5 protein-coding genes are annotated in these 1,659 nt (G+C 55.6%); 1 reads left to right on the top strand and 4 read right to left on the bottom strand.

The features are described 5' to 3' along the window. Nucleotides 1–21: 21 nt before the first annotated feature. The 4 genes from Q363_RS31510 to Q363_RS43520 all read right to left on the bottom strand — a co-directional run bounded on the left by Q363_RS31510 (nt 22) and on the right by Q363_RS43520 (nt 1,420). On the bottom strand, nt 22–393 hold the full coding sequence (locus tag Q363_RS31510; protein WP_051979614.1) for a site-specific integrase: 372 nt from the start codon (nt 391–393) through the stop codon (nt 22–24). Nucleotides 394–442: 49 nt separating this feature from the next. Beyond that, the gene (locus Q363_RS39710) at nt 443–868 is read right to left on the bottom strand and encodes a tyrosine-type recombinase/integrase (protein WP_245632602.1); all 426 of its coding nucleotides are present in this window, start codon (nt 866–868) and stop codon (nt 443–445) included. Nucleotides 869–968: 100 nt separating this feature from the next. Then, nucleotides 969–1,145: a hypothetical protein gene (locus Q363_RS47310; protein ID WP_425387820.1), complete on the bottom strand. Its 177-nt coding sequence runs from the start codon at nt 1,143–1,145 to the stop codon at nt 969–971. Nucleotides 1,146–1,162: 17 nt separating this feature from the next. Continuing rightward, the gene (locus Q363_RS43520; protein ID WP_211256469.1) at nt 1,163–1,420 is read right to left on the bottom strand and encodes a recombinase family protein; all 258 of its coding nucleotides are present in this window, start codon (nt 1,418–1,420) and stop codon (nt 1,163–1,165) included. On the opposite strand from Q363_RS43520, the gene Q363_RS41710 reads away from it, so the two are divergent. Beyond that, nucleotides 1,415–1,558 (top strand): hypothetical protein, encoded by a 144-nt coding sequence (locus Q363_RS41710; protein ID WP_157468082.1) that lies wholly within the window; start codon nt 1,415–1,417, stop codon nt 1,556–1,558. The two genes, Q363_RS43520 and Q363_RS41710, sit on opposite strands and share 6 nt — an antisense overlap. Nucleotides 1,559–1,659: the final 101 nt, after the last annotated feature.

Below are 1,659 nucleotides of genomic sequence, written 5' to 3'. Positions count from 1 at the left end.
TCTTGCTAACCCTTACCTCCATCAGGTCGGGTAGAGGACTTGCACCTCCAAGCTGTTGAACATGCCCGGCACACGACTAAACCGCTTCGCGGTATCACGCTTCCGCGGGATCACGCGGAGTTGGCCGCACCACGCGATGTGTTCCGGACTGTGCATTCCGATATAACGAGATAGCGAGTGAATCGCGGCCAGTCGCTGATTCCGTGTTGCCGCACCGCACTTACGAACTTGTTCCAGATTCTGCAGGAAGAGTCGAACCAAGTCCGCAGAAACATCGATCACAGTGAGCTGGTCGATTTCTTTTTGCGCATTTCTGGCAACGAATGGAAGCAACAAGCAAAGCGTGTCCCGGTAACTCCGCTGCGTGTTTCGGGCCAGATTGCGTTCGCTCACCAGATACTCAAGAAGAAAACGCCGGACCCATGGTCCAAGGAGCGCTGTCTCAGTAATGATGGCCCTCCTCTCGGGCATAGAATTCAAAGCGCAAACTTGCCTCATGCAGGAGTTCCGGCGTCATGGTGAGATACACCTGGGTCGCAGCCAAATGTGTATGCCCCAGGTAGACGGATAGTTGCGGCAGCAGCAGTTGCACGTCTTTGCCTTCGCGGTACCATGCTGTCAGCCGATGAACTGCCGAAGTATGGCGCAGGTCATGGAGGCGAGGTTGGCAGCGCGGTCCGCCAGATCGACGCAGACCTGCATGATCGCGCAGTTGTTGAAATGCACCACGGAACGTGTCCATGTTTATCTTTTTGCCGTTTCTCCCCACAAAGAAGGGAGAGTCTCCCTCACGGGAATGAGCAAATTCCTGACGACCGCTTGCATAGGCGGAGAGCGTTTGAGTGGTCTTGGGACCGAGGGGTACGATTCGGGCTATTTTTGCCCAGCCCCTCGAAACGGTCTAATTGTCAGTGAGGATTGTTTATGTCTGTTCTCGCTGTTGAGCGAGGTAGGCAAAGAAGCTTCTCCTACCGACTCCAACGACCTTGCAGACTTCGTCCGCCGTCTTGCCAGAGTTTGTCGTAGAGCACTTTGGCGTCTCTCAATTTCACGATATCGGTTCGCGGCCGTCCTCCGGTCTTCCCTCGTGCCTTTGCCGATGCTCGGCCTGCGGCGGCGCGTTCTGCGCGCAGTTCCCGTTCCATCTGATGGATCGCGCCCATCATCGACAGGAAGCAGCGGCCGGTGGCAGTATTTGTGTCGATGTTTCACGCAACGAGACCAGGTTGACCTGTCTTTGCTCCAGCAATTGCGCCGTCTCCAGCAAATGCATCAGCGAACGGGTCATGCGGCTCAATTCTGTCACCACCAATACATCACCGGGGCGAACATACTCCATGAGTTGATCCCAGCCGGGCCGGTCCATGCGGGATCCGGTCATCTTGTCGGAGAAAATCTTCTCGCAGCCCGCCTTTTGCAAGGCGTCAATCTGATCGGCAACTTCGATTTCACGGCCAGCTCATCGCCGGTCGACATCGAAGCCCTGGCAGCCCGCTACCAAAACGAAGACTTCTGGCGCCGCTCCATGACCGAAGGAGATGAGGATGGACCACAATAGTCAATGAGCCCAATTAGAGGCTGTTAATGACTTCAGTTGAGCAGTTTGAAGATTCTGCTGAGCATAAGGCACGCGAAGGCGAAGTAGTGAAAGGCGGCGAG

This window comes from Edaphobacter aggregans DSM 19364 (assembly GCF_000745965.1).
Taxonomy (GTDB): Bacteria; Acidobacteriota; Terriglobia; order Terriglobales; family Acidobacteriaceae; genus Edaphobacter; species Edaphobacter aggregans.
The sequence above is the reverse complement of the archived record's forward strand: the minus strand, read 5'-3'. Positions and strand labels throughout refer to the sequence as shown.